Raw genomic sequence first — 22,537 nt, 5'->3', positions numbered from 1 at the left:
GCGCCGCCGCACGCCGGAGCGTGACACGGGCTCGGATGGATACTCGTGCCGTCATGGCCGAGCACCGTCCCTGCACCGCGCGCAACGAGACTCCGCTCCAACGCGCCGACCGCAACTTCGTCGAGCTGCTCCAGGAACTCCGCGTCACCCAGACGGGTGTGCAGATCCTTTTCGCCTTCCTGCTGTCGCTGGCCTTCACCTCGCGCTTCGGCGACCTCGACACGGTCCAGCGCGTCACCTACGTCATCACGCTGCTGCTTGCGGTCCTGGCCGCCGCCCTCTTCACCGCGCCGGCCGCGCTGCACCGTTCGCTCTTCCAGCAGGGCGCCAAGCCCCGCATAGTGCAGGTCTCCTCGCGCCTGGCCACGACGGGTCTGTGCGTTCTGGTGTTCGCGTTCAGCGGTTCGGTGCTGCTGGTGGTCGACGTGACCACGGGCCGTACCGGTGGCCTCGCCGCGGGCGCCGGGACCTTCCTGGTCTGCGTCGGACTGTGGGGGGTGCTCCCCCGGCTGGTGCGACGGGCGGGGCTGCGGGGGGACAGGAACGGGGCCGAGGAGGAGCCGGAGGGGGCCGGGGTCAGGATCCCCGCACCGCTGCGGCGCACGGTCGGGCAGCCGTCAGGGCTTCGAGGGGCGGCAGCGCACCGGGAGGCGTCGGCTCGGCACCGGTGAGGGCCGCGGGCTCCGACGGATCGCAAGGCGTGGAGCGGGCCGCAAGGCGTGGAGCGGGCCGCGTAGAGCCGTGGGGTGGCCCGGATGCGGGTCGCGCGGGCCGGGGTGCGTGGAGGGCACCCGAGGGGGAGGCGATTCGGGTCTTCCGGGTGGGGCAGGTCCCGTGAGGGCCGGCTACGGCTCCTGCCGGCCCGCCGTCGTGACCGGCCGGACCGGAACGGCCCACGGGAGCTCGATCGAGATGGTCTTGCCGCCTTCGCGGGTCGGGCGGATACGCATTCTGCCGCCGCACTCGGCGGTCAGCCAGCGGATGATGACCAGACCGCGGCCGTTGTCCTGCTGGACGGCCGCGGGCAGGCGTCTGGGAAAGCGCGGGTGGCTGTCCGTGACACCGATGCGCAGGTGTTCGTCGCGGTCCAGTTCGACGTCCACGGTGAAGGTGGGCGACTGGCCGAAGGTGTGCTGGACGGCATTGGTCGCGAGTTCCGAGATGATGAGCCGGACGGTGTCGGACGCCTCCGTGTCCGCCGGCAGGCCCCACTCCGCCAGGGTGCTCACCACGTAGGCGCGCGCTGCGGAGACCGAGGCGGGATCGCTCGGCAGAGTGACGGATGCTTCCAAATGGTCTGCCATGGCGACGTCGTCCCTTTCCCACGGGACCGTAGCCCGACACGGAGCGGAGGGTTCGAGTACGGTCCCGGACTGGTGCTTCCTCGTCAGACTGCCACCAGAACACCCGTGAAGGTCGGCGATCCACCAAGATATGCATATATCTGTCGCTCAAAGCGGTGAACTCTGCGACGCGAGACCGTATTTGGGTGGCTCTGAAGGAGTAAGGAGGAGCCCATGCAGCACGGTCCCGCGGTGCGCCGCCGGAAACTGGGCGCCGAACTGCGTGCGCTGCGCTCCTCGGCGGGGCTCACGAGCGGTGAGGCGGCCCGGCTGGTGGGCTGGCACCAGTCCAAGGTCAGCCGGATCGAGACGGGCACGAGCGGGGTGAAACCGGCCGATGTGCGGTTACTTCTGGACGCCTACGGCGTGGGGGACTCCCAACTGCGTGAACTCCTCATGGCGTTGGCGGGATCCGAGGACAGCGGCGGCCGGCACCACTGGTGGCACGCCTACCGCGGGGTGCTGCCGCCGACCTACCGGGACTTCATCAGCCTGGAATCCCAGGCCGGCGCGATGCGCACGCTGGAGACCACGGTGGTCCCGGGCCTTCTCCAGACGCCCGAGTACGCGCGCGCGGTGACGCGGGCCGCGGTGGAGGGGCTGGCGGAGGACCGGCTCGACACGCTGGTCGAGGTGCGGCTGGCCCGCCAGGACGTGCTGCGCGCCGACCCCCCGCTGAAGCTGAGCGCGGTCCTGGACGAGGCGGTGCTGCGGCGGGAGGTGGGCGGGCCCGGGGTCATGGCCCGGCAGCTGGAACGGCTGGTCGAGGCGGCCCGGCTGCCCCAAGTGTGCCTGCAGGTACTGCCGTTCGCCGCCGGGGCGCACATCGGCGTCACTGGCCCTTTCGTTATTTTCTCATTTTCGAGCACTTCTGATCTAGACGTGGTTGTTCTCGACCACTTGACGAGTAGCCTCTACCTCGAACGGAAAGAAGACCTCCAGGCCTACACGGAGGCCTTCAACGCCCTTCAGATCCACGCCCTTTCGCCCGAGGACTCGTTGGATTTCATCGCCGGGACAGCCGCCGGCGCGTAAGGAGGCACCATGCGTGCACTGCCTCGTCACGTCCCCTCAAGCATCGAACTGCACGATGTGCGGTGGGTGCGCAGCAGCTACAGCACCGGCGCGAACAACTGCGTCGAGACCGCCCGTCCGGACACCCCGCCCTGGGCCGGACTGCTCGCCGTGCGCGACTCCAAGGATCCAGCCGGACCCGCGCTGCTCTTCTCCAGGGGGAGCTGGGCGGCCTTCACGGCCGGCGTGGACCGTATGTAGACGCGCCACCGGGCGCGTTCGATCAGACCCTCATCGTGCGACGCACGGCCGTGTCACGCCGACTCATGGCCGCGTCTCGCCGATCAGCCGTACAGCGCGATCGATCTGCTGACCGGTCAGGTCGGCGCGTGCGGTCAGCCTGAGCCGTGAGATGCCGTCCGGCACGGAAGGGGGCCGGAAACACCCCACGGCCAGGCCGGCCGCGCGGCACTGCGCCGCCCAGCGCACGGCGTCCTCGGGAGAGGGCGCCCGCACCGAGACCACCGCGGCGTCCGGACGGACCGCTTCCAGGCCCGCGGCGGTCAGGCGTGCGTGCAGTTCACCCGCCACCGCGCGGGCCCGCGCCGCCCGCTGCGGCTCACGGCGCAGCAGCCGCAGGGCCGACAGGGCCGCCCCCGCCGCCGCGGGGGCGAGTCCGGTGTCGAAGATGAAGGTCCGGGCCGCGTTGACGAGGTGGTCGACGACCCGGGCCGGGCCGAGGACGGCTCCGCCCTGGCTGCCGAGCGACTTGGACAGCGTGACCGTCGCGACGACGTCGTCCGCGCCCGCGAGGCCCACGGCGTGCGGAGCGCCGCGGCCGCCGTCGCCGAGAACGCCCAATCCGTGGGCGTCGTCGACGACCAGCCCCGCGCCGTGCTCCCGGCAGGCCTCGGCCAGGGCGGCGAGGGGGGCCGCGTCGCCGTCGACCGAGAAGACCGTGTCGGACACGGCGATGGCCGTGCCCTCGTGGGTGGCCAGCGCCTTGCGCGCGGCGTCCGGCTCGGCGTGCGCCACGACCTGGGTGGTGCCGCGGGCCAGCCGGCAGCCGTCGATCAGCGAGGCGTGGTTGCCCGCGTCGGAGACGATCAGTGAGCCGTGCGGGGCCAGCGCGGTGACCGCGGCGAGGTTGGCGGCGTAACCGGAGGAGAAGACGAGTGCCGCCTGGAAACCGCAGAAATCGGCCAGTTCCCGCTCCAGTTCGGTGTGCAGTTCGGTGGTGCCGGTGACGAGCCGGGAGCCGGTGGAGCCGCCGCCCCAGTCGCGCGCGGCCCGGGCGGCGCCCTCGGTGACCTCGGGGTGGCGGGCCAGACCGAGGTAGTCGTTGCTCGCCAGGTCGAGGAGCGGCGAGTCGGCCGGACGGGGGCGCAGAGTCCGGACGAGTCCGGCGCGGGCACGCAGCTGCGCCTGCTCGTCGATCCAGCCGAACGCCATGGGTGGTCCTCCGGGGAATTTGTAGGCAGTGCACAGACACTAGCGGGATCACCAGCAGGTCACTGTGTGGCAATACCCACACCTCGAAGCGACTCTGTTGTGCGAACTCTCCTTTGCCCCGGGCACCTCCTTAGGACAGGATCGGCTTCCATGGACCTGCTGAACACGCTGGTGGACAAGGGGCTTCGGCGCGAGCTGCCGACCCGCGACGAGGCTCTGGCCGTCCTCGCGACGTCCGACGACGACCTGCTCGATGTGGTGGCCGCGGCCGGAAAGGTGCGCCGGCACTGGTTCGGCCGACGGGTGAAACTGAACTATCTCGTCAACCTCAAGTCCGGCCTGTGTCCCGAGGACTGCTCGTACTGTTCGCAGCGGCTCGGCTCGACGGCCGGGATCCTGAAGTACACCTGGCTGAAGCCCGACCAGGCGTCCGACGCGGCGGCGGCCGGGGTGGCCGGCGGGGCCAAGCGGGTGTGCCTGGTGGCGAGCGGACGCGGCCCGACCGACCGGGACGTGGACCGGGTCTCCGAGACGATCAAGGCGATCAAGGACAACAACGAGGGCGTCGAGGTGTGCGCCTGCCTCGGACTGCTCTCCGACGGCCAGGCGGAGCGGCTGCGCGAGGCCGGCGCCGACGCCTACAACCACAACCTGAACACGTCCGAGGCGACGTACGGCGAGATCACCACCACGCACACCTACGAGGACCGCGTCGACACCGTGCAGAAGGCGCACGCGGCCGGTCTGTCCGCCTGCTCGGGGCTGATCGCCGGCATGGGCGAGACGGACGAGGACCTGGTGGACGTGGTCTTCTCGCTGCGTGAGCTGGACCCGGACTCGGTTCCGGTCAACTTCCTGATCCCGTTCGAGGGCACCCCGCTCGGCAAGGAGTGGAACCTGACGCCGCAGCGGTGCCTCAGGATCCTGGCGATGACGCGGTTCGTCTGCCCGGACGTCGAGGTGCGGATCGCGGGCGGGCGCGAAGTCCACCTGCGCACGATGCAGCCGCTCGCCCTGCACCTGGCCAACTCGATCTTCCTCGGTGACTACCTCACCAGTGAGGGCCAGGCGGGCAAGGCCGACCTGGAGATGATCGCGGACGCCGGGTTCGAGGTGGAGGGCACCGGCCAGGTGACGCTGCCCGAGCACCGGGCGGCCGACGGCTGCCACGACGGGGGCGGGGTGTGCGGTTCCGGCGGCGGGGCATGCGGCTCCGGCGAAGAGCCGCAGGTCGCCGACTCCTCCACGGGCGCCGCACCGCGGACCGACCTGGTCGCCGTGCGCCGCCGGGGCGCGGGGACGGACCTCGCTCCCAATGCCTGAGCCTGCCGTATCCCAACTACTGGAGCTGGACCGGCGGCACGTGTGGCATCCGTACGGCCCGATGCCCGGGCGGCAGGAACCGCTCGTCGTGGAGTCGGCGAGCGGGGTGCGGCTGCGGCTGGCCGACGGCTCGGGAGAACTGGTCGACGGGATGTCGTCCTGGTGGTCGGCGATCCACGGTTACAACCACCCGGTCCTCAACGAGGCCGCCCACGAGCAGCTCGGGCGGATGTCCCATGTGATGTTCGGCGGGCTCACCCACGAGCCCGCCGTGCGGCTGGCGAAGCTCCTTGTCGACATGTCACCCGAAGGCCTCGAGCACGTCTTCCTGGCCGACTCCGGGTCGGTGTCGGTCGAGGTCGCGGTCAAGATGTGCCTGCAGTACTGGCGTTCGCTGGGCCGCCCGGGCAAACAGCGGCTTCTCACCTGGCGCGGCGGCTACCACGGTGACACCTGGCAGCCGATGTCGGTGTGCGATCCCGAGGGCGGGATGCACGACCTGTGGACCGGGGTGCTGCAACGCCAGGTGTTCGCCGACCCGCCGCCGGCGGAGTACGAGGAGGCGTACGCCGAGCACCTGCGGTCGCTGATCGAGCGGCACGCCGGTCAACTGGCGGCGGTGATCGTCGAGCCGGTGGTGCAGGGGGCGGGCGGGATGCGCTTCCACTCCCCCGCGTATCTGCCGGTGCTGCGCGAGGCGTGCGACGCGCACGACGTGCTGCTGGTGTTCGACGAGATCGCGACCGGGTTCGGCCGTACGGGTGCGATGTTCGCGGCGGAGCACGCGGCCGTCACGCCGGACGTGATGTGCGTGGGCAAGGCGCTGACCGGCGGCTACCTGACCATGGCGGCGACCCTGTGCACCGCTCGGGTGGCCGACGGCATCTCCCGGGGCGAGGTGCCGGTGCTCGCGCACGGACCCACCTTCATGGGCAACCCGCTGGCCGCCGCCGTGGCCTGCGCCTCGATCGGGCTGCTGCTCGGCCAGGACTGGCTCGGGGAGGTCCGGCGGATCGAGACGGGACTGCGGGAGGGGCTCTCGGCCGCCTCGGACCTGCCCGGGGTGAAGGACGTGCGCGTCCTCGGCGCCATCGGCGTCGTCCAGCTGGACCACGCTGTGGACATGCAGGCGGCGACGCGGGCGGCCGTGCGCGAAGGCGTGTGGCTGCGGCCGTTCCGCGATCTGATCTACACCATGCCGCCGTACGTGACGGGCGACGCGGACCTGGCGCGGATCGCGCGCGCCGTGTGCGCGGCCGCTCGGGAGGGATGACATGCCGGTACTGGTGATCACGGGCACGGGCACGGAGGTCGGCAAGACGGTGGTGACCGCCGCCGTCGCAGCGACGGCGCTGGCGGCGGGCCGGTCGGTGGCCGTGCTGAAGGCCGCGCAGACGGGCGTACGGCCGGACGAGCCCGGGGACGCCGCCGAGGTGGCGCGCCTGGCGGGCCCGGTGACGACGGCCGAACTCGCCCGCTACCCCGAGCCGCTGGCCCCGGCCACCGCGGCGCGCCGGGCGGGCTTGGCCCCGGTCCATCCGCACGAGGTCGCGGAGGCCGCCGCCAAACTGGCCACCGAGCACGATCTGGTGCTGGTCGAAGGGGCGGGCGGACTGCTCGTACGGTTCGACGCGGCCGGAGGGACCCTGGCGGACGCGGCGCGGCTGCTGTCGGCGCCGGTGCTGGTCGTGGCGCCGGCCGGACTCGGCACGCTGAACTCGACGGAACTGACGGCGCGTGAACTGCGCTCCCGGGGGCTGGAGCCGGCCGGGATCGTCATCGGGAGCTGGCCCACGGCCCCGGATCTCGCCGCCCGCTGCAATCTGGCGGACCTGCCGGACGTGGCCGGGGCCCCGCTGCTGGGCTCGGTCCCGGCCGGGTCGGGCGTCCTCGCCCCCACCGTCTTCCGGGCGGCCGCGCCGCAGTGGCTGGCGCCCCGGCTGGACGGCTCGTGGGACGCGGAGGCGTTCCGGGTACGGGAGGCGCCCGGGGCGTTCTGAGGGGCCGGAGGGGAGCGCGGTGGAACCGGCGCGGGCGTGCTCGCGTGGTGCATCACGTACTGATCGCCTCCGAAGGGACCACCTTGCACGCGAACGGATTACGCCCGTCCCGCCGTACGGCTCTCGCGCTCGGCACGGCCGCCGCTCTCACGCTGGGCGGCGGCGCGGCCCGGGCGTCGACCCGCACCGCCGGTGTCACCGCGCGGCTGCGGGACCTGGAACGAGAGCACACCGCCCGGCTGGGCGTGTACGCCCGCAACATGCGCACCGGCCGGACGGTGGTGTACCGGGCCGACGAGCGCTTCCCCATGGCCTCGTTGTTCAAGACGCTGGCCGCCGCGGCCGTGCTGCGCGACCTCGACCGCGACGGGGAGTTCCTGGCCCGGCGCATCCACTACACCCAGGCCTGCGTCGACGCCTCGCAACACTCCCCCGTCACCAAGGACCACGTCGCGACCGGCATGACCGTCGCCGAACTGTGCGACGCCACCATCCGCTTCAGCGACAACACCGCGGGCAACCTGCTGCTGAAGGAGCTGGGCGGACCGACCGCGATCACGCGCTTCGCCCGCTCGACGGGTGACCGCGTCACCCGGCTGGACCGTTGGGAGCCCGCGCTCAACTCCGCGGAGCCGTGGCGCGTCACCGACACGACCTCGCCGCGTGCCATCGGCCTGACCTACGCCCGGCTGGTGCTCGGCGACGCGCTCGAGCCCCGGGACCGGTCCCGGCTCACGGACTGGCTGCTGCGCAACACCACGAGCCTGGAGAGGTTCCGCAAGGGTCTGCCGGCCGACTGGCTGCTCGCCGACAAGACGGGTGGCGGGCAGTACGGCAGCAACAACGACGTGGGCATCACCTGGCCGCCGGACGGCCCGCCGATCGTGATGTCGGTGCTGACCACCCAGCCGGAGGAGGACGCCCCGGGCGACAACCCGCTGGTGGCCCGCACGGCCGCGCTGCTGGCGGCGGAACTCGCCTAGCGGGCGGACCGGCCCCGCCCGGGCCCTGCCCGGCCCGCGCGGGGCCGCGTACTCCTGCGGCAGGCGGCGGGGATGCGCCGGGCTCGTCCGGGGGACAATCCCGGTAAGGCGCAAGGCCCGGCCTCGTCAGGGAGGTTCCCCATGCCGCTCCGCTCCGGCAAGGTGCCACGGGATGCCGTGCACCATCCGCTGTTCGCCCGCTGCTACGCCCGGATCAGCGTGGCCGCCGAGACCCGGATGGGCATGGGCCCGCTACGCGGGAGACTGCTCGACGGGCTGTCGGGGCGGGTGATCGAGATCGGCGCGGGCAACGGGCTGAACTTCGCGCACTACCCGGGCACCGTCGCGGAGGTCGTCGCCATCGAACCGGAGCGACGGCTGCGGCGCCTGGCCGTGGAGGCCGCGCTGCGGGCCGACGTGCCGGTGGACGTGGTGCCGGGCGCGGCCGAGGCACTCCCGGTCAAGAGCGAGGGCTTCGATGCGGCCGTGGTGTCGCTGGTGCTGTGCAGTGTGCGGGACGTGCCCCGGGCGCTCGCGGAGCTGCGGCGGGTGCTGCGGCCGGGCGGCGAGGTGCGGTTCTTCGAGCACGGCCGGGGCGGCGGCCGGGCCATGGCCTTCGCGCAGCAGGCGCTGGACCGGACGGTGTGGCCGGTGCTGAGCGGGGGCTGCCATGTGGCGCGGGAGCCGGTGCGGGCGCTGCGGGACGCCGGGTTCGAACTCGGCCCCTACCGGCAGGTGCTGATGCCGGAGGAGGGGCCGCGGCTGCCCACCTCGTACTGCGTGCTCGGGACCGCCTGGCGTCCGGTCGCAGGGTGATCACAGGCTCCACTGACGCAGCTCCTGTTCGATCTCCCGCACGGAGGCCTCGCCGCGCTTGACCAACTGGGCGAGGTCGCGGACCTGCTCGGGCGAGGTGACGACCTTGACCCCGCTGGCGACGAGGTACGCGTAGGCGACGGCGGAGGCGAACAGGGCGTTGGAGCGTTCCAGCGCGGGGACGTGGATCAGGAGCTGGAGCAGGGCGGCGGCGCGGGCGTACGGGCCGTCGTAGACGGGGACGTCGAACACGGCGGCCCGGTGGCGGGCGACGGCGGCGACGAGGGCTCCCCAGTCGGTGACCTGGGGGTCCCCCGGGGTCTTCTGCTCGGCGAGCATCAGGAGCCAGGCGAGGTCGATCTCGAGGTCGTCCAACGGTTCAGTGGCGACCTTCGCGCGTGTCCTCGCGGTCCTCCCCCACTCGCGGTCTCGTTCGAGCGGAGCCACCTCCGTCGAACTCCTCGGCGAAGACGGACTCGTACTGCTTCATGAAGTCCGCTGCGGCCTCCACGAAGGTGTGGCCCACCTCGCCGGTGTCCTGCCTGACCAGCTCCTCGATGTAGCGGTTGACGCTCATGCCGCGGGCCAGGGCGCGTTCACGGGCGGCGCGGGCGGTGCCCTCGTCGACGCGTACGTTCAGCTGGGTCTTCGCCATACCTCGAAGCTAGCGCCGAGGTGCTAGCACCGGCAAGGGCGGTGTCCGACCCGCGGAGGATACCGAGTGTGGGCCGAGTCACATTACTCTCGGGCAGGGTCGGGGCCCTGACGTCCCTCCAGAGGAGGCAGCCTTGTCCACACCCGCTGCGGAGCACGCTCCCGGCCTCGCGCCGGCCGACGGGATCGCGGCCCGCGCCCGCGGTCTGACCAAGGCGTACGGCGCGGGCGAGACGGCCGTGCTCGCGCTCGACTCGGTCGACGTGGACGTCGTCCGGGGCCGGTTCACCGCGGTGATGGGCCCGTCGGGGTCCGGGAAGTCCACGCTGATGCACTGCCTGGCCGGGCTCGACACCGTCTCGGCCGGTCAGGTGTGGCTGGGCGACACGGAGATCACCGGACTGAGGGAGCGCGAGCTGACGCGGCTGCGCCGGGACCGGATCGGGTTCATGTTCCAGTCGTTCAACCTCATCCCGACCCTGAACGCGCTGGAGAACATCACCCTGCCCATGGACATCGCGGGCCGGACACCGGACGGGAAGTGGCTGGACCAGGTGATCGACACCCTGGGCCTGCGGGACCGGCTGGGGCACCGTCCCTCGCAGCTCTCCGGCGGGCAGCAGCAGCGCGTGGCCTGTGCCCGGGCTCTGGCCTCCCGGCCCGAGCTGATCTTCGCTGACGAACCGACCGGCAACCTCGACTCGCGCGCCGGGCTGGAAGTGCTCGGCTTTCTGCGCGAGGCGGTGGACCGGCTCGGGCAGACGGTCGTCATGGTGACCCATGACCCGGGCGCCGCCGCCCACTCTGACCTGGTGCTCTTCCTCGGGGACGGCCGGATCGTCGACGAGATGCGGCGCCCGACGGCGGATGCGGTCCTGGAGCGGATGAAGAGGTTCGACGTGATCCGCACCCGCTCCGAGGACACCGGCGCCCCGGTGTCGCCCGAGGAGAACTGAGCCCGTGCTCAAGGCGACCCTGCGGAGCTTTCTGGCACACAAGGGGCGGCTGCTGCTCTCGGCGCTCGCCGTCCTGCTGTCCGTGGCGTTCGTCACGGGGAGCCTGATCTTCTCGGACACCGTCAGCCGCACGTTCGACCGGCTGTTCGCCTCCACCGCGGCCGATGTCACCGTCAGCCCGAAGAAGGACCTCGACGAAGCGCTGCCGTCGGGCCGGACGGCCACCCTGCCCGCCGCGCTCGCCGCACGGGTCCGGCAGGTCGACGGGGTCGCGGCGGCCCGCGCCGATGTGAAGGTGAACGGCCTCACGGTCGTGAACCAGGACAACGAACCCGTGGGCCCGACCACCGGGGCGCCGACGCTCGGCTACGCCTGGAACCCCAACGAGCGCAGCCCCGTGCGACTGACCTCGGGCCATGCCCCGCGCGGATCCGCGCAGACGCTGCTCGACTCCGAGACCGCCGGCCGCAGGAACGTGCACATCGGTGACACCCTCACGGTCATCGCACCGCCCGGCTCGTTCCGGGTCCGGGTGGTCGGCATCGTCACGTTCACCACCACGAACCCCGGATCCGCACTCCTCTACTTCGACACCCCCACCGCCCAGCGGAAGCTGCTGGGCCGGACGGGCACGGCCACGAGCATCTCGGTCGACGCGGCTCAGGGGGTCGGCGACGACCGGCTGAAGCAGCGCGTGGCCGACGCGCTCGGCGCGCACACCTACGACTTCAGGACGGCCGGCGAACAGGCCGAGTCGGACGTGGAGCAGCTGGGCGGGTTCCTCGACGTCATCAAGTACGTGATGCTCGGCTTCGCCGGGGTCGCCGTCCTGGTCGGCGTGTTCCTGATCGTCAACACCTTCTCCATGCTCATCGCCCAGCGCACCCGTGAGCTGGGCCTGCTGCGCGCTCTGGGCGCCGACCGCCGCCAGGTCCGCGCCTCGGTGCTCACCGAGGCGCTGCTGCTCGGGCTGGTCGGCTCCACACTGGGGCTCGCCGCGGGCATCGGGCTGGCGGCCGGGCTCATCGGGCTGATGGGCACGCTCGGCATGAACATCGACGCCGACGAGATGCAGATCGGCTGGGCGACCCCCGTGGCGGCGTACGTGGTCGGGCTCGGCGTCACCTTCGTCGCCGCGTACCTCCCGGCCCGGCGGGCCGCGGGCGTCTCGCCGATGGCCGCGCTCTCGGACGCCGAGGTGGCCGGGGTGGGCCGGCCACTGCGGGTGCGTGCGGTGGCGGGCGCCATCGTCGGGGCGGCCGGCGTGGCGGCCCTCGCGGGCTGCGCGGTGTCCCGGCAGACGTCGTCGGCGGCGTCATTGCTCGGGCTAGGCGTGGTGCTCACCCTGATCGCGACGGTGATCGCCGGGCCGCTGCTGGTGCGTCCGGTGATCCGGGTGCTGGGCGCGGCCTTCCCCGCGCTGTTCGGTCCGGTCGGCCGGATGAGCCAGCGCAACGCCCTGCGCAATCCCCGCCGCACCGGAGCCACCGCGGCGGCGCTGATGGTGGGGATCGCCCTGGTCGGCGGGATGTCGGTGGCGAGCGAGTCGATGACCGCGTCGTTCGACCGGCAGATCGACACGACGCTCGGCGCCGATTTCGTCGTGCAGAACACCAACTTCCAGCCGTTCCCGCAGGAGGTCACCGACAAGGTGCGCCGCACCGACGGTGTGGGCCTGGTCGTGCGCGGGAGGTTCACACCGGTCGCGGTGCGCCTCCCGGACGGCGACCGCGTGGAGACGACTGCGGCGGGCTACGATCCGCGGCTCGACGAGGTCGCCGATATCACCTACGCACAAGGGGACTCGGCGGCCGCGCTCGCACGCGGGCACCTGGCCATGGACCGGGACTTCGCACGCGACCACGGCGTACGCGTGGGCAGCGTCCTCCCGGTGGAGTTCCCGGGGGGCCGCAGGGCCGGGCTGACGGTCGGCGCGCTCACCGACCAGGACACCGCCGAGGGGTTCGGCACCCAGGGCGGGCTGTTCTTCGGGCTGGACACCCTGGAGCGGTACGCGCCGGGCGGGCGGGACTCCGCGCTGTACGTCAACGCCTCCGCCGGCACGAGCGACGACGATCTGCGCGCGCACCTGGAGAAGACCCTGGAGCGGTACCCGCAGGTTCAGGTGCGGGATCTGGCCGACTACAAGCAGCTGGTGCACGACCAGATCGCCGTCCTGCTGTACCTCGTGTACGCGCTGCTCGGACTGGCGATCATCATCGCGGTGCTGGGCGTGGTCAACACCCTCGCGCTGTCGGTCGTCGAACGCACCCGGGAGATCGGGCTGCTGCGGGCGATCGGGCTGGCCCGGCGTCAGCTGCGGCGGATGATCCGGCTGGAGTCGGTGGTGATCGCGGTGTTCGGCGCGGTCCTCGGGCTGGCGCTGGGGCTGGTCTGGGGTGTGTCCATGCATCGGGTGCTGGCACTTCAGGGCATGACGGTCCTGGCGATCCCGTGGGTCACGATCGTGCTGGTGGTGGCCGGATCGGCGGTGGTCGGGGTCGTGGCGGCGCTGCTGCCGGCGTTGCGCGCCTCACGCATGAACGTCCTGGCGGCGATCGCGCACGAGTGACATCCGGATGGTGAAACGGTCTGACGCGGGCGGGCGCGAGTGCTGTGATCTTGGCATGACCGACTTGCGCATCCGGGCCGCGACGCCCGAGGACCTCGACACCGTTCTGGCCTTCTGGAAGGTGGCCGCCGAAGGCACGAGCATCAGCGACGACCGCGGCGGGGTGGAGCGGCTGGTGGCACGCGACCCCGAGGCGCTGATCCTGGCCGAGCGGGGCGGCGAACTGGCGGGCACGGTGATCGCCGGGTTCGACGGCTGGCGCTGCCATCTGTACCGGCTGGCCGTGCACCCGGAGCACCGCCGCCGGGGCATCGCGACCGCGCTGCTCGCCGCCGCGGAGGAGCGGTTCGTGCGGCTCGGCGGGCGCCGCGCGGACGCGATGGTGCTCACGCGCAACGAGACCGCGCACCGGACGTGGGGAGCGGCCGGATACGGGGCAGAGGAGCAGTGGCGACGCTGGGTGAAGCCGCTCACCAAGTAGTCGCGGCCGTGAGGCCGTGATCGCGACCGCAGGCGGACTTTGCCCATCCTTTACTCTTGAATGGCCACTCGGTCCTGCATGAAAGGTTGTGAGCCTCCGCCCATGGGCGAGCCTCCCCGCGCGCGGCACCGCGCGATCCGCCCCGTCCTGGAGAACCATGGAACGGGGGTGAACCGATGACCGAAGTGCTCCTCCTGCTGGCGGCGATCGCGCTCTCGCTCGCCTGCGGCGCCTTCGTGGCGGCCGAGTTCTCCCTCACCACGGTCGAGCGCGCCGAGCTGGAGCAGGCCGTCGAGCGCGGCGAGCGAGGCGCGCAGGGTGCGCTGAAGGCCGTACGGAACCTGACGTTCCAGCTGTCCGGGGCGCAGCTCGGCATCACGGTCACGAATCTGGTGGTCGGCATGCTCGCCGAGCCGTCGATCGCCGCCCTGATCGCCGGACCGCTGGAGGACCTCGGCGTCTCGCGTTCGGCGTCGCACAGCATCGCGCTGGTGATCGGCACCGCCCTGTCCACGGTGTTCCTGATGGTCGTCGGCGAGCTGGTCCCCAAGAACTGGGCGATCTCCTCGCCGCTGACCGTCGCCAAGACCGTGGGCAACGCCCAGCGCTGGTTCAGTGCCGCGTTCCGGCCGTTCATCACTCACCTCAACAACACGGCGAACCGGGTCGTACGGCGGATCGGCGTGGAGCCCGCCGAGGAACTCGCCTCGGCGCGCGGGCCGCAGGAGCTGGCCGCCCTCGCCCGGCACTCCGCCAAGGAGGGCGCCCTGGAGGCGGACACCGCCGAGCTGTTCGTGCGCACGCTGAACCTCGCCGACCTGACGGCGGAGAACGTGATGACGCCCCGGGTGCAGGTCGTCGCGCTGGAGGTGCAGGCGACCCTGGAGGACGTGGCGAACGCGACCCGGGCGACCGGCCTGTCCCGGTTCCCCGTCTACCGCGGGACCCTCGACTCGGTCGTCGGCACGGCCCACGTCAAGGACGTGTTGGCGGTACCGGCCGAGCGCCGGACCCGGATCTACGTCGCCGAGCTGATGCGCGAACCCCTGCTGGTCCCGGAGACGCTCACCGTCGACCGGCTCCTGGACCGGCTCTCCGGCAAGCGCACGATGGCCGTCGTGATCGACGAGTACGGCGGCACGGCGGGCGTGGCCACCCTGGAGGACATCGTCGAGGAGGTCGTCGGCGAGGTGCGCGACGAGCACGATCCGCACGAGACACCCGACCTGGCGCCGGCCGGCACCGACGAGTCCGGGCGCGCGCTGTACTCGGCCGACGGCTCGGCACGCGTGGACCACCTGGAACGGATCGGACTGCGCCCGCCGGAGGGGCCCTACGAGACGCTCGCCGGGCTGGTGGCGACGGTGCTCGGCCGGATACCGGCCGCCGGTGACACCCTCGAGGTCGCCGGCTGGCACCTGGAGGTCCTGGACGCCACGGGTCGCCGGGCGGCCCGCGTGCGGCTGCGCGCCCCTCTCGACGACCACAAGCCCGACGAGAAGGGGGTGGAGCTGTGACCGCCGTCCAGCTGCTGATCGGGCTGGCGACACTCGTCGTCAACGCCTTCTTCGTCGGCGCCGAGTTCGCCTTGATCTCCGTGCGCCGCAGCCAGATCGAGCCCTATGCCGACCAGGGTGACCGGCGCGCGAAGAGCGTGCTGTGGGGCCTGGAGCACGTGTCCGCGCTGATGGCCGCCGCCCAGCTCGGCATCACGCTGTGCACGCTGGTGCTGGGCGTGGTGGCCGAGCCCGCGATCGCACACCTGCTGGAGCCGGTCTTCCACGCGGTGGGCGTGCCCGAGGGCGCGGGGCACGCGGTGTCCTTCGTGATCGCGCTGTCGCTGGCGACCTATCTGCACATGCTGCTCGGCGAGATGGTGCCGAAGAACATCGCCCTCGCCGAGCCGGTCCGCAGCGCGCTGGCGCTCGGACCGCCCCTGGTGGCGCTGTCCCGCGCCCTGCGTCCGGTGATCTTCACGGTGAACGCGTTCGCCAACACGCTGCTGAAGCTGCTGCGGGTGGAGGCCCGGGAGGAGGTCGCCGCCTCCTACTCGGACGCGGAGATAGCGCAGATCGTGAAGGACTCCGGCGAGGCCGGCCTGATCGACGACCGCGCCCAGGAGCGGCTGCGCGACGCGCTGGAGCTGGGCCGCCGTCCGGTGCGGGACGTGGTGCTGCCACTGGAGCGCGTGGTGTACGCGAGTGTGGGCGTCACCCCGGAGGAGCTGGAGCGGCTGTCGGCGGAGTCCGGGTTCTCCCGCTTTCCCGTGGTGGACGAGGGACGCCGGATCGTCGGCTACCTGCATGTGAAGGACGCCCTGGACGCCATCGGGCGTGACGTGCCGTTCCGGCTGCGGGACATGCGCCCCATCGCCCGCGTGCGCGAGCACACGCCACTGGACGACGTCCTCACGGCCATGCGGGGCAGCCGTACGCACCTCGCGGCCGTGCTCGGGGCGGACGGGCGGCTGGCCGGTCTTGTGACCATGGAGGACGTCCTGCGGGAGCTGTTCGGTCAGCGGGCGTGAGGAAGCGGGCCCGGCGGGTTGTGGGAGCCGTTCGGTCGGCGGGTCCGGTCCCGCCCGGCGGGACCGACCGACTGCTGGGTATGTGCACGGGATACCATTTCCGTCGCCATGCAGACGAACCCCACCCACAGCAGCCTGGTCGCCCTCGGCGACTCCTTCACCGAGGGCATGTCGGACCTGATGCCCGACGGCACCTACCGCGGCTGGGCCGACCTGCTCGCCGCCCGGATGGCGGCCCGCACGCCCGGCTTCCGGTACGCCAACCTCGCGGTGCGCGGCAAGCTGATCCAGCAGATCGTCGACGAACAGGTCGATGTCGCGGCGGCCATGGGAGCCGACGTGATCACCCTGGTCGGCGGGCTCAACGACACGCTGCGGCCCAAGTGCGACATGGGCCGCGTCCGCGGGCTCCTCACGGAGGCCGTGGAGAAGCTGGCCCCCGCGTGCCGGCAGCTCGTCCTGATGCGCAGCCCGGCGCGGCAGGGCCCGGTCCAGGCGCGGTTCCGTCCCCGCATGGAGGAGCTGTTCGCCTGCGTCGACGACCTGGCCACCCGGCACGGCGCACTCGTCGTCGATCTGTACGGCGCTCCCTCCCTGAGCGATCCGCGGATGTGGGACGTGGACCGGCTGCACCTGACGCCCGAGGGCCACCGCCGGGTCGCCGAGGCGGTCTGGCAGACGCTGGGCCACGACCCCGAGGACGCCGAGTGGCACACACCGATGCCGGCGACGCTGCCACCGGGCTGGGTCGTGCGGCGGGTGGCGGACGCCCGGTTCGCCCGGCAGCACCTGCTCCCGTGGATAGGCCGCCGCCTGACGGGCCGCTCCTCGGGCGACGGGCTGCCCCCGAAGCGACCGGAGCTGCTGCCGTACGAGGGCCCGGCGTAGCCGCAGGTGGACGCGCCCGGGACACTCTCGTAGGTTCCGACAAAGACACCCGCGGCGCTGGCCTGCAGGAATCGACAGTAGAATCCGTACACGTGACTTCCGCTCCCGCCAAGCCCCGCATCCCGAACGTCCTCGCCGGACGCTACGCCTCCGCCGAGCTCGCCACGCTCTGGTCGCCCGAGCAGAAGGTGAAGCTGGAGCGGCAGCTCTGGCTCGCCGTGCTGCGGGCCCAGAAGGATCTCGGCATCGAGGTGCCGGACGCGGCGCTCGCCGACTACGAGCGCGTCCTCGACACCGTCGACCTGGCCTCCATCGCCGAGCGCGAGAAGGTCACGCGGCACGACGTGAAGGCGCGCATCGAGGAGTTCAACGACCTCGCCGGGCACGAGCACGTGCACAAGGGCATGACGTCCCGCGACCTCACCGAGAACGTCGAGCAGCTCCAGATCCGCCTCTCGCTGGAGCTGGTGCGCGACCGCGCGGTCGCCGTCCTCGCCCGGCTCGGCAAGCTGGCCGGCGAGTACGGCGAGCTGGTCATGGCCGGCCGCTCGCACAACGTCGCCGCCCAGGCCACCACCCTCGGCAAGCGCTTCGCCACCGCCACCGACGAGCTGCTCGTCGCCCACGGCCGTATCGAGGAGCTGCTGGGCCGCTACCCGCTGCGCGGCATCAAGGGCCCGGTCGGCACCGCGCAGGACATGCTGGACCTGCTGGGCGGGGACGCCGCGAAGCTCGCGGACCTGGAGCAGCGGATCGCCACGCACCTGGGTTTCTCGCAGGCGTTCACCTCGGTCGGCCAGGTCTACCCGCGCTCGCTGGACTACGAGGTCGTCACCGCGCTGGTGCAGTTGGCGGCGGCCCCGTCGTCGCTGGCCAAGACGATCCGGCTGATGGCCGGGCACGAGCTGGTCACCGAGGGGTTCAAGCCGGGCCAGGTCGGCTCCTCGGCGATGCCGCACAAGATGAACACCCGCTCCTGCGAGCGTGTCAACGGCCTGATGGTGATCCTGCGCGGTTACGCGTCGATGACCGGCGAGCTGGCGGGCGACCAGTGGAACGAGGGCGACGTGTCCTGCTCGGTGGTGCGCCGGGTCGCGCTGCCGGACGCGTTCTTCGCGCTCGACGGTCTGCTGGAGACGTTCCTGACGGTGCTCGACGAGTTCGGCGCGTTCCCCGCGGTCGTCGCCCGTGAGCTGGACCGCTACCTGCCGTTCCTCGCCACCACGAAGGTCCTCATGGGCGCCGTGCGCGCGGGCGTGGGCCGGGAGCTCGCGCACGAGGCGATCAAGGAGAACGCCGTCGCCTCCGCGCTCGCCATGCGCGAGCAGGGTGCCGAGCGCAACGAGCTGCTCGACAAGCTGGCCGCCGACGCGCGCATCCCGCTGGACCGGGACCAGCTGGACGCGCTGATGGCCGACAAGCTGTCCTTCACCGGTGCCGCGGGCGACCAGGTCGCCGCCGTCGTCGCCCGGGTCGAGGAGATCGTCAAGCAGCACCCCGAGGCCGCGGGCTACACGCCCGGCGCGATCCTCTGACGCGTCTTCCCCGATGGTGCGTTTCACGCCCGAGGAACTGCAGGCCGCCCGCGACCGCGTCGTGCCCGACGTGGTCGCGGAGGGCCTGCACGTCCTCTTCTGCGGTATCAACCCCGGTCTGATGACGGCCGCGACGGGCCATCACTTCGCCCGGCCGGGCAACCGCTTCTGGCCGGTGCTCCACCGGTCCGGGTTCACACCGAGGCTGCTGAAGCCGTCCGAACAGGAAGAGTTGCTGTCGTACGGCCTCGGCATCACCAACGTCGTGGCGCGGGCCTCCGCGCGGGCGGACGAGCTCAGCGCCGAGGAGTACCGCGAGGGCGGGCGGCTGCTCGCGGCGAAGGTGGCGCGGCTGCGGCCGCGCTGGCTGGCCGTGGTCGGTGTGACCGCGTATCGCGCCGCGTTCGACGACCGCACGGCGCGGGTGGGGCCGCAGGCCCGGACGATCGGTGACTCCCGCGTGTGGGTGCTGCCCAACCCGAGCGGGCTGAACGCCCACTGGACGCTCGACACGATGGCCGAGGAGTTCGGCCGCCTGCGGGAGGCCGCCGGGGACTGATCCGCTACGGCGGGTCCGTCTCCGTGACCAGAGCCAGCAACTGGACCTCGCGTGAGGCGTCCCGGTCCGCGACCGCCACGGCGACCCAGCGGCCCGTGCCCTCCACCTCCCACAGGTGGGCGACGCCGGCCCGCGCGCTCAACTCGGCCCACGGCCCGGGTACGTGCTCCCGCTCGGTGCGCAGCAGCACGGTCTGCAGGTTGTAGGGGTCCGTGTCGCCCCAACGGGAGGCGAGGAGCTCGTGGACCGCGTCCCGGTCCTTCTCGAACTGGTCGACGGTCACCGCCCGGGCCCCGGGGTCGCCCTCGGTCCCGGCCGCTAACACCGCGAGGTGGTGACCGGGCCCCGAGACACCGACGTCCGACGGGCCGTGCTCCGCCGGAAAGGGGCGGTGGCACAGCTCGTCGATGAGGGCGAGGTGCTGTGCGATGTTCATGGGTCCAGTAAACCCGCCGCCACTGACACTTGGCGGGGCGTCATCCGGCTTCCCGTCAGGCGTCCCTGCGGCGTAGGCTCCAGGCTCCCGCGAGCAGGGCCGCGGCCGTCCACAACGCGGTCACCGCGAGCCCCGACCACGGGCCGAGGGTGCCGTCGTACGTCTCCCGGAGGACCAGCTGCCCGGCCTTGTCGGGCAGGAAGTCGGCGACGGTGCCCGTCGCGTCGCCGATCACGAACGAGACGACGAGGATGAACGGGATCAGCAGGGAGAGGGTGGCCGTGCCGCTGCGGAGCAGGGTGGTGATCCCCGCGGCGAACAGGGCCATCAGCATCAGGTAGACACCACAGCCCACCACTCCGCGCACCTGCTCGCCGGTGCTGAGCCCGTCGGCCGCCGCGCCGAGCCCGGCCCGCCCTGCCAGGAGGGCGGCGAGGGCCGTGACCAGCCCCACCAGGAGCGCCGGCAGGGCGATGACGGCGGCCTTGACCGCGAACCAGCGTCCGCGCTGCGGCACTGCGGCCAGGGAGAGCCGCAGCGCGCCCTGGTGGAACTCCGACGACACGGCCATGGCCCCGAACGTGACGGCCGCGATCTGCCCCGGTATGACGCCCGACAGGGCCGTGAACAGCGGATCGAACCCCGGGTCCGAGGCATCGGAGATTCCGGCGATCGCGGAGAACGCCGTCGTCACGACGAGCAGGGCCAGCAGGGCCCCCGGGAGCGAGCGCAGGGTGCGGACCTTCAGCCATTCGGAGCGCAGTAGGGGTGTGCATTCCATGGTCAGGCCTCCTGGGGCTGCGCGGTGAACTCGGCCTCGGCCCCGGTGAGGTCGAAGTAGGCCTGCTCCAAGGTGCCCTCCTCTGCGGCCAGTTCCAGGACCGGCACACCCGAGGCCGAGGTGATGCGGCCGATGTCGTCCACACGCGCGTCGTGCACGGTCCAGTGTCCGTCCGCGTGTTCCTCGGCCGTGCGGCCGTGCCGGGCGAGCGCCGATGTGAGGGCGCCGGGGTCGGTCGTACGGATGCGGACACGGGGCTGCACGCGTGCGTGGATGAACTCCCGCATCGGGGTGTCGGCGAGCAGCCGGCCCCGGCCGAGGACGACCAGGTGGTCGGCGAAGGACGCGGTCTCGTTCATCAGGTGGCTGGAGACCAGGACCGTGCGGCCCTCTCCCGCGAGGCGGCGCAGCAACCGCCGGATCCACACGATGCCTGCGGGGTCGAGGCCGTTGGACGGCTCGTCCAGCATGACGACCTCGGGATCGCCCAACAGGGCGGCGGCGATGCCGAGCCGCTGGCGCATGCCCAGGGAGTACGTCCGTACCCGCCGCCGGGCCACCGACGCCAGGCCCGCCTCCTCCAGGACCTCGTCGACCCGCGCGTCCGGGATGCGGTTGCTCGCCGCCAGGACGCGGAGATGGTCGCGGGCGGTGCGTGAGCCGTGCGCGGCCCGCGCGTCGAGCAGGGCCCCCACGTGGCGCAGGGGTTCACGCAGCGCCGGGTAGGGCCGGCCGCCGATCGTGGCGGAACCGGCGGTCGGCCGGTCGAGGCCGAGCACCAGCCGCATGGTGGTGGATTTCCCGGCTCCGTTCGGGCCGAGGAAGCCTGTGACGCGGCCGGGCAGCACACGGAAGGTGAGCCGGTCCACGGCTCGCCGGTCGCCGAACTCCTTGGTGAGGTCCTGCACGTCGATGCTGGTCATGCCAGCATCGTCGCGGCCGGACCGGGGTGCGGTCCTCCCCCGGTGGTGGAGATCGTCTCCCCCCTGTGGGGGAGGCCCGTCGCCGGTCGCCGCTGGCACGATGGCGTGATGGTCCTGGTCCGCATGCTGCGTCCGTTCACCCGTGCGGTGACGTACACGCGATGGCTTCATCTCTCGATTGCCATCGTGTGGCCGTCTCTGTGGCTGTTCATCGACGAGGCGTGGTGGACCGTGGGCACGGCGACCGTGCTGCTCGGCCTCGCCGGCCTGGTCCCGGCCATGCGGGTCGTGGAGGGTTTCCAGGCCAGGCTGCTGCTGACCGGCCGTCGGGACGGGGGCGAGAGCGAGGAGATCGTCGTCACCCCCTCGGCCACCTGGGGCGACCGTGGACGGATGGTGGTCTGGCTCCTGACGAGGCTGGTCCTCGGCGCCCTGGCGTCGCATCTCGCCGTCCAGCTTCTCCTCCTCACGATGGACCTGGTGTCGACCGCACTGGGCGGTGGGCGGGCAGGCGGCGCCTGGCTGCCCGTCGAGGGCCGCCATGGGTGGCATGCCCTGCTGGTCCCCGTGCCCGTGGTCCTGGCAGCCGCGGTCGTGGTCGGTTCGGGAAACCTCGTCACCCGCGTCGCCCTGCGCCTGCTCGGCCCCTCCCCCTCCGAGCGGCTGGCCGCGCTGGAGGAGCGTACGGACCAGCTCCTGGAACGCACCCGGATCGCCCGCGAGTTGCACGACTCCATCGGGCACGCGCTCACGGTGGCGGTCGTGCAGGCGGGTGCCGCCCGGGCGGCGGGTGATCCGGCCTTCACCGACCGGGCGCTGGTCGCCATCGAGGAGACCGGCCGGGCCGCCCTGGAGGATCTGGAGCGGGTGCTCGGCGTCCTGCGCGAGTCGGGGACACCGGCGAGCGGGAGGCCGACCCTGGCGGATGCGGACCGGCTGCTGGAGTCGGCCCGCGCCTCCGGGGCGAAGGTCGACGCCGAGGTGACGGGCCCGGTGGAGACGGTGCCCGGGCCGGTGTCCCGGGAGGGCTACCGGATCCTCCAGGAGTCGCTGACCAATGTGCTGCGGCACGCGGGCGCGGTCCCGGTGCGCGTCCGCGTCCAGGTGGCAGACGCCACCGTGCTCCTCGCGATACGCAACCCCCTGCCGTCCGGGGCGACCACTTCCGGACGCGGCAGCGGCCTGCGCGGTATACGCGAGCGCGCGGCACTGCTCGGCGGACGCGCGCGGACCGGGCCCGACGAAGGCGACTGGCAGGTCCATGTCGAACTCCCGTTGAGTTGATCTAGTCTGA

General features: G+C 72.5%; 24 protein-coding genes. 17 read left to right on the top strand and 7 right to left on the bottom strand.

The annotated features are described in order from the left end of the window. Positions 1–53: 53 nt before the first annotated feature. Positions 54–671, top strand: coding sequence for a DUF6328 family protein (locus ADK65_RS30650; RefSeq protein ID WP_053674243.1), 618 nt, complete (start codon positions 54–56; stop codon positions 669–671). Between the two features lie 174 nt (positions 672–845). On the opposite strand, the gene ADK65_RS30645 is transcribed toward ADK65_RS30650, so the two are convergent. After that, positions 846–1,304, bottom strand: a complete 459-nt coding sequence (locus ADK65_RS30645) for an ATP-binding protein (RefSeq protein WP_053674242.1) — start codon at positions 1,302–1,304, stop codon at positions 846–848. Positions 1,305–1,517: 213 nt separating this feature from the next. Between ADK65_RS30645 and ADK65_RS30640 the strand changes: the two genes are divergently transcribed. Both ADK65_RS30640 and ADK65_RS30635 read left to right on the top strand, forming a co-directional pair. Further along, positions 1,518–2,378, top strand: coding sequence for a helix-turn-helix domain-containing protein (locus ADK65_RS30640; RefSeq protein ID WP_053674241.1), 861 nt, complete (start codon positions 1,518–1,520; stop codon positions 2,376–2,378). A 9-nt stretch (positions 2,379–2,387) separates the two neighbouring features. Further along, positions 2,388–2,618 carry a DUF397 domain-containing protein gene (locus tag ADK65_RS30635; RefSeq protein WP_053674240.1) on the top strand — a complete coding sequence of 77 codons (231 nt, stop codon included), beginning with the start codon at positions 2,388–2,390 and terminating at the stop codon, positions 2,616–2,618. Positions 2,619–2,681: 63 nt separating this feature from the next. Here the strand turns inward: ADK65_RS30635 and ADK65_RS30630 are convergent, their stop codons facing one another. After that, positions 2,682–3,809 (bottom strand): 8-amino-7-oxononanoate synthase, encoded by a 1,128-nt coding sequence (locus ADK65_RS30630; RefSeq protein WP_053674239.1) that lies wholly within the window; start codon positions 3,807–3,809, stop codon positions 2,682–2,684. A gap of 150 nt (positions 3,810–3,959) precedes the next feature. Between ADK65_RS30630 and bioB the strand changes: the two genes are divergently transcribed. The 5 genes from bioB to ADK65_RS30605 all read left to right on the top strand — a co-directional run bounded on the left by bioB (position 3,960) and on the right by ADK65_RS30605 (position 8,931). Further along, a complete protein-coding gene (bioB, locus tag ADK65_RS30625; RefSeq protein ID WP_053674238.1) occupies positions 3,960–5,132 on the top strand; it encodes a biotin synthase BioB in 1,173 nt (390 codons plus the stop codon). Continuing rightward, on the top strand, positions 5,125–6,405 hold the full coding sequence (locus ADK65_RS30620; RefSeq protein ID WP_053674237.1) for an adenosylmethionine--8-amino-7-oxononanoate transaminase: 1,281 nt from the start codon (positions 5,125–5,127) through the stop codon (positions 6,403–6,405). Before bioB ends, ADK65_RS30620 begins: the two co-directional genes overlap by 8 nt. Position 6,406: 1 nt before the next feature. Continuing rightward, complete coding sequence (gene bioD / locus ADK65_RS30615; protein ID WP_053674236.1) at positions 6,407–7,132, top strand: dethiobiotin synthase; 726 nt, start codon at positions 6,407–6,409, stop codon at positions 7,130–7,132. A gap of 83 nt (positions 7,133–7,215) precedes the next feature. Continuing rightward, the gene (gene bla, locus ADK65_RS30610; RefSeq protein WP_063788067.1) at positions 7,216–8,115 is read left to right on the top strand and encodes a class A beta-lactamase; all 900 of its coding nucleotides are present in this window, start codon (positions 7,216–7,218) and stop codon (positions 8,113–8,115) included. A 141-nt stretch (positions 8,116–8,256) separates the two neighbouring features. After that, a complete protein-coding gene (locus ADK65_RS30605) occupies positions 8,257–8,931 on the top strand; it encodes a class I SAM-dependent methyltransferase (RefSeq protein ID WP_053674235.1) in 675 nt (224 codons plus the stop codon). On the opposite strand, the gene ADK65_RS30600 is transcribed toward ADK65_RS30605, so the two are convergent. Together ADK65_RS30600 and ADK65_RS30595 are read right to left on the bottom strand one after the other, a co-directional pair. Next, positions 8,932–9,306 carry a hypothetical protein gene (locus tag ADK65_RS30600; RefSeq protein WP_053674234.1) on the bottom strand — a complete coding sequence of 125 codons (375 nt, stop codon included), beginning with the start codon at positions 9,304–9,306 and terminating at the stop codon, positions 8,932–8,934. 4 nt (positions 9,307–9,310) lie between these two features. Then, positions 9,311–9,586 carry a hypothetical protein gene (locus ADK65_RS30595; RefSeq protein WP_053674233.1) on the bottom strand — a complete coding sequence of 92 codons (276 nt, stop codon included), beginning with the start codon at positions 9,584–9,586 and terminating at the stop codon, positions 9,311–9,313. A 133-nt stretch (positions 9,587–9,719) separates the two neighbouring features. Between ADK65_RS30595 and ADK65_RS30590 the strand changes: the two genes are divergently transcribed. From ADK65_RS30590 to mug, 8 genes are all read left to right on the top strand, one after another. Further along, entirely contained in the window at positions 9,720–10,541 is an 822-nt protein-coding gene (locus ADK65_RS30590) for an ABC transporter ATP-binding protein (protein ID WP_053674232.1), read from the top strand. A gap of 4 nt (positions 10,542–10,545) precedes the next feature. Next, the gene (locus ADK65_RS30585) at positions 10,546–13,113 is read left to right on the top strand and encodes an ABC transporter permease (RefSeq protein WP_053674231.1); all 2,568 of its coding nucleotides are present in this window, start codon (positions 10,546–10,548) and stop codon (positions 13,111–13,113) included. Positions 13,114–13,168: 55 nt separating this feature from the next. After that, positions 13,169–13,594 carry a GNAT family N-acetyltransferase gene (locus ADK65_RS30580; protein WP_053674230.1) on the top strand — a complete coding sequence of 142 codons (426 nt, stop codon included), beginning with the start codon at positions 13,169–13,171 and terminating at the stop codon, positions 13,592–13,594. Between the two features lie 176 nt (positions 13,595–13,770). After that, complete coding sequence (locus ADK65_RS30575) at positions 13,771–15,111, top strand: hemolysin family protein (RefSeq protein WP_053674229.1); 1,341 nt, start codon at positions 13,771–13,773, stop codon at positions 15,109–15,111. After that, a complete protein-coding gene (locus ADK65_RS30570) occupies positions 15,108–16,121 on the top strand; it encodes a hemolysin family protein (protein ID WP_053674228.1) in 1,014 nt (337 codons plus the stop codon). The genes ADK65_RS30575 and ADK65_RS30570 overlap by 4 nt, the downstream gene beginning before the upstream one ends. Positions 16,122–16,229: 108 nt before the next feature. Next, on the top strand, positions 16,230–17,009 hold the full coding sequence (locus ADK65_RS30565) for an SGNH/GDSL hydrolase family protein (RefSeq protein ID WP_053674227.1): 780 nt from the start codon (positions 16,230–16,232) through the stop codon (positions 17,007–17,009). A gap of 92 nt (positions 17,010–17,101) precedes the next feature. Beyond that, complete coding sequence (purB, locus tag ADK65_RS30560) at positions 17,102–18,544, top strand: adenylosuccinate lyase (RefSeq protein ID WP_053674226.1); 1,443 nt, start codon at positions 17,102–17,104, stop codon at positions 18,542–18,544. A 13-nt stretch (positions 18,545–18,557) separates the two neighbouring features. Next, positions 18,558–19,103, top strand: a complete 546-nt coding sequence (mug, locus tag ADK65_RS30555; RefSeq protein WP_053674225.1) for a G/U mismatch-specific DNA glycosylase — start codon at positions 18,558–18,560, stop codon at positions 19,101–19,103. Between the two features lie 4 nt (positions 19,104–19,107). Here mug and ADK65_RS30550 read toward each other — a convergent pair whose 3' ends face one another. From ADK65_RS30550 to ADK65_RS30540, 3 genes are read right to left on the bottom strand one after another with little or no spacing between them, the layout of a single operon-like run. After that, entirely contained in the window at positions 19,108–19,539 is a 432-nt protein-coding gene (locus ADK65_RS30550) for a hypothetical protein (RefSeq protein WP_053674224.1), read from the bottom strand. Between the two features lie 55 nt (positions 19,540–19,594). Beyond that, a complete protein-coding gene (locus ADK65_RS30545) occupies positions 19,595–20,320 on the bottom strand; it encodes an ABC transporter permease (protein ID WP_053674223.1) in 726 nt (241 codons plus the stop codon). A 2-nt stretch (positions 20,321–20,322) separates the two neighbouring features. Further along, positions 20,323–21,243 (bottom strand): ATP-binding cassette domain-containing protein, encoded by a 921-nt coding sequence (locus ADK65_RS30540; RefSeq protein WP_053674222.1) that lies wholly within the window; start codon positions 21,241–21,243, stop codon positions 20,323–20,325. Between the two features lie 114 nt (positions 21,244–21,357). Between ADK65_RS30540 and ADK65_RS30535 the strand changes: the two genes are divergently transcribed. After that, entirely contained in the window at positions 21,358–22,527 is a 1,170-nt protein-coding gene (locus ADK65_RS30535) for a sensor histidine kinase (protein ID WP_053674355.1), read from the top strand. Positions 22,528–22,537: the final 10 nt, after the last annotated feature.

Origin of the sequence: Streptomyces sp. NRRL B-1140 (genome assembly GCF_001280065.1) — a bacterium.
Taxonomy (GTDB): Bacteria; Actinomycetota; Actinomycetes; order Streptomycetales; family Streptomycetaceae; genus Streptomyces.
The sequence above is the reverse complement of the archived record's forward strand: the minus strand, read 5'-3'. Positions and strand labels throughout refer to the sequence as shown.

Excerpts from the sequence above, each read along its gene's own strand:
- ADK65_RS30620 (WP_053674237.1), top strand. The coding sequence starts at position 5,125 with ATGCCTGAGCCTGCCGTATCCCAACTACTGGAGCTGGACCGGCGGCAC.
- ADK65_RS30580 (WP_053674230.1), top strand. The coding sequence starts at position 13,169 with ATGACCGACTTGCGCATCCGGGCCGCGACGCCCGAGGACCTCGACACC.
- ADK65_RS30640 (WP_053674241.1), top strand. The coding sequence starts at position 1,518 with ATGCAGCACGGTCCCGCGGTGCGCCGCCGGAAACTGGGCGCCGAACTG.
- ADK65_RS30635 (WP_053674240.1), top strand. The coding sequence starts at position 2,388 with ATGCGTGCACTGCCTCGTCACGTCCCCTCAAGCATCGAACTGCACGAT.
- ADK65_RS30605 (WP_053674235.1), top strand. The coding sequence starts at position 8,257 with ATGCCGCTCCGCTCCGGCAAGGTGCCACGGGATGCCGTGCACCATCCG.
- ADK65_RS30645 (WP_053674242.1), bottom strand. The coding sequence starts at position 1,304 with ATGGCAGACCATTTGGAAGCATCCGTCACTCTGCCGAGCGATCCCGCC.
- ADK65_RS30540 (WP_053674222.1), bottom strand. The coding sequence starts at position 21,243 with ATGACCAGCATCGACGTGCAGGACCTCACCAAGGAGTTCGGCGACCGG.
- ADK65_RS30565 (WP_053674227.1), top strand. The coding sequence starts at position 16,230 with ATGCAGACGAACCCCACCCACAGCAGCCTGGTCGCCCTCGGCGACTCC.
- mug (WP_053674225.1), top strand. The coding sequence starts at position 18,558 with ATGGTGCGTTTCACGCCCGAGGAACTGCAGGCCGCCCGCGACCGCGTC.
- ADK65_RS30550 (WP_053674224.1), bottom strand. The coding sequence starts at position 19,539 with ATGAACATCGCACAGCACCTCGCCCTCATCGACGAGCTGTGCCACCGC.
- ADK65_RS30630 (WP_053674239.1), bottom strand. The coding sequence starts at position 3,809 with ATGGCGTTCGGCTGGATCGACGAGCAGGCGCAGCTGCGTGCCCGCGCC.
- ADK65_RS30595 (WP_053674233.1), bottom strand. The coding sequence starts at position 9,586 with ATGGCGAAGACCCAGCTGAACGTACGCGTCGACGAGGGCACCGCCCGC.
- bioB (WP_053674238.1), top strand. The coding sequence starts at position 3,960 with ATGGACCTGCTGAACACGCTGGTGGACAAGGGGCTTCGGCGCGAGCTG.
- ADK65_RS30545 (WP_053674223.1), bottom strand. The coding sequence starts at position 20,320 with ATGGAATGCACACCCCTACTGCGCTCCGAATGGCTGAAGGTCCGCACC.
- bioD (WP_053674236.1), top strand. The coding sequence starts at position 6,407 with ATGCCGGTACTGGTGATCACGGGCACGGGCACGGAGGTCGGCAAGACG.
- ADK65_RS30575 (WP_053674229.1), top strand. The coding sequence starts at position 13,771 with ATGACCGAAGTGCTCCTCCTGCTGGCGGCGATCGCGCTCTCGCTCGCC.
- ADK65_RS30650 (WP_053674243.1), top strand. The coding sequence starts at position 54 with ATGGCCGAGCACCGTCCCTGCACCGCGCGCAACGAGACTCCGCTCCAA.